The sequence below is a fragment of the Longimicrobium sp. genome, assembly GCF_036554565.1.
Classification (GTDB): Bacteria; Gemmatimonadota; Gemmatimonadetes; order Longimicrobiales; family Longimicrobiaceae; genus Longimicrobium.
Window position 1 is genome coordinate 1 of the sequence record NZ_DATBNB010000466.1, and the last position, 3249, is coordinate 3249.

General features: G+C 66.1%; 2 protein-coding genes. Both read left to right on the forward strand.

Annotated elements, in window-relative coordinates; translation table 11 throughout:
• Positions 1-145: 145 nt before the first annotated feature.
• Positions 146-2242, forward strand: coding sequence for an elongation factor G (gene fusA, locus VIB55_RS12810; protein WP_331877041.1), 2097 nt, complete (start codon positions 146-148; stop codon positions 2240-2242).
• Positions 2243-2645: 403 nt separating this feature from the next.
• On the forward strand, positions 2646-3249 hold a 604-nt coding region (locus tag VIB55_RS12815), incomplete at its 3' end, for a GTP-binding protein (RefSeq protein WP_331877042.1).

Here is a 3249-nt window from a genome sequence, read left to right on the forward strand (position 1 = left end):
CCAACAAGGCGTTCGCCCACTATCGCTGGTAAAGGCAGGCCGGGCGCTTGCCCGGCTGAATTGATCGATCAGGAAGCCGCGGCGGCGCGAAGGGCGAAACTGCCCTTTGCGCCCCGTGTTTTCCGCTACCGATAGACGAAATCCAATGGCCCGCACCACACCGCTCGAGAAGTACCGCAACATCGGCATCATGGCGCACATCGATGCCGGCAAGACGACCACCACCGAGCGCATCCTGTACTATACCGGCCGTACGCACAAGATCGGCGAGGTGCACGAAGGTGCGGCCACGATGGACTGGATGGAGCAGGAGCAGGAGCGCGGCATCACCATCACGTCGGCCGCCACCACGTGCCAGTGGTCGCGCTTCGACCAGATGTACCGCATCAACATCATCGACACCCCGGGGCACGTGGACTTCACCGTCGAGGTGGAGCGCTCGCTCCGCGTGCTCGACGGCGCCGTCTGCGTGTTCGACGCGGTGGCGGGTGTAGAGCCGCAGTCCGAGACGGTGTGGCGCCAGGCCGACAAGTACGGCGTGCCGCGCATCTGCTTCGTGAACAAGATGGACCGCACCGGCGCCAACTTCGATCGCTGCGTGGCCATGATCGTCGACCGGCTGGGGGCCAACCCCATGCCCATCCACCTCCCCATCGGCGACGGCGAGAAGTTCGTCGGCATCGTCGACGTCCTTCGCCAGGTGGAGCTGATCTACGACGACAGCACCATGGGCAAGAACTGGACGGAGCAGCCCATCCGCGAAGAGCTGAAGGAGCGCGCCGCCGCGGCCCGCTTCGCGCTGGTCGAGGGCTCGGTGGAGCACGACGAGGCGCTCATGGAGCGCTACCTGGAGGGCGAGGAGATCCCCGAGGCCGAGCTGCGCCGCGCCATCCGCAACGCCACCATCTCGGGCGCCATCGTGCCGGTGCTCACCGGCTCGGCGTTCAAGAACAAGGGCGTGCAGCAGCTGCTGGACTCGGTGATCGACTACCTGCCGGCCCCGGTCGACATCCCGGCCATCAAGGGAACGGACCCGGAGAACGACGACGCGGCCATCGAGCGCCACGCGACCGACGACGAGCCCTTCTCGGCGCTGGCGTTCAAGATCGCCACCGACCCCTTCGTGGGTAAGCTCACGTTCTTCCGCGTGTACTCGGGCGTCATCAGCTCGGGCTCGCACGTGCTGAACAGCACCAAGGGCAAGCGCGAGCGCCTGGGCCGCATCCTCCAGATGCACGCCAACAAGCGCGAGGAGATCCCCGAGGTGCGCGCCGGCGACATCGCCGCCGCCATCGGCCTCAAGGACACCACCACCGGCAACACGCTCTGCGACCCGGAGCACCCGGTGGTGCTGGAGAGCATGACGTTCCCGGAGCCGGTGATCGACGTCGCCATCGAGCCCAAGACCAAGGTCGACCAGGACAAGATGGGCGAGGCGCTGCGCCGCCTGGCCGACGAGGACCCGACCTTCCGGGTTCACACCGACCAGGAGACGGGCCAGACCATCATCTCCGGCATGGGCGAGCTCCACCTGGAAATCCTGGTGGACCGCATGCTCCGCGAGTTCAAGGTCGACGCCAACGTGGGCCGTCCGCAGGTGGCCTACCGCGAGACGATCCGCAAGCTGGTGGAAAAGGTCGAGGGCAAGTTCGTCCGCCAGACCGGCGGCTCGGGCCAGTACGGCCACGTCGTCATCAACATGATGCCGGCCGACCCGGGGCAGGGCTTCGTCTTCGAGGACAAGATCGTGGGCGGCGTGATTCCCCGCGAGTTCATCAAGCCCAGCGAGCAGGGGCTTCGCGAGGCCATGGACACCGGCGTGCTGGCCGGCTACCCCATGGTCGACGTCAAGGTGCAGCTGGTTTTCGGCAGCTACCACGACGTCGACTCGTCGGAAATCGCGTTCAAGATCGCCGCGTCGATGGCCTTCAAGGAGGCCGCCCGCCGCGCCCAGCCGGTGCTGCTGGAGCCGGTGATGAGCGTGGAAGTGATCACCCCGTCGGACTACATGGGCGACGTGATCGGCGACCTGAGCAGCCGCCGCGGCAAGATCCAGGGGATGGACCAGCGCGGCGAGGCCCAGGTGATCAACGCCATGGTGCCGCTGTCCGAGATGTTCGGCTACAGCACGTCGCTCCGCTCGATGTCGCAGGGCCGCGCCGTGTACAGCATGCAGTTCGCGCAGTACGAGGAAGTGCCCAAGAGCAAGGCCGAAGAGATCGTGGCCAAGGTCCGCGGCTGATCTTCGTTCCCTCAGTAGGCTGAAAAGAGTTTCACGCAGAGGTCGCAGAGGGAAAAGAGAGGACGCAGAGGGCTCCGGTGAGTTCCTCTGCGTCCTCTCCGTTTTCTCTGCGCCTCTGCGTGAACCTGTTTTTACGAGGCTTGGGGTGAGCCGGGGGTTGACGTTTGGGGCAACTGTCGCTATTCTTCGCGTCTTGCCCCCGGATTTTTGGGGCACGAGCACCTTGCCGCAGCGGCTGAGGCGGTGAGGTGTGCTGTTCTTGGGACCCGGCGCGGAGACGCCGGACCACCCGAGCCGCGGCTGAGGCGGTTCGCCGGCCCGGGGGCGCGCAAGACGCGCCGCCCGGGCGGAATCCATTCAGCCATCCATTTCTCCACCACCTCGAAAATGAGGATTCAAACCAATGGCCAAGGCCAAGTTTGAGCGCAACAAGCCGCACGTGAACGTGGGCACCATCGGGCACGTGGACCACGGCAAGACCACGCTGACGGCCGCGATCACGCGGATCCAGGCAGCCAAGGGGCTCGCCGACTTCATCAGCTTCGACAACATCGACAAGGCTCCCGAGGAGCGCGCGCGCGGCATTACGATCAGCACCGCGCACGTGGAGTACCAGACCGAGGCGCGCCACTACGCGCACGTCGACTGCCCCGGCCACGCCGACTACGTGAAGAACATGATCACGGGCGCGGCGCAGATGGACGGAGCCATCCTGGTGGTGTCGGCGGCCGACGGCCCCATGCCCCAGACGCGCGAGCACATCCTGCTGGCGCGCCAGGTGAACGTGCCGTACATCGTGGTCTTCCTGAACAAGGTCGACATGGTGGACGACCCGGAGCTCCTGGAGCTGGTGGAGCTTGAGGTTCGCGAGCTGCTCAGCGAGTACGACTTCCCGGGCGACGACATTCCCATCATCGCGGGCTCGGGGCTCAAGGCGCTGGAGTCGGGCGACCCGAACAGCGAGTGGGGCCAGAAGATCACCGCCCTGATGGACGCGGTCGACAGCT

Bases quoted from the DNA above. Each gene is read 5' to 3' on its own strand.
- fusA (WP_331877041.1), top strand. From the start codon at position 146: ATGGCCCGCACCACACCGCTCGAGAAGTACCGCAACATCGGCATCATG.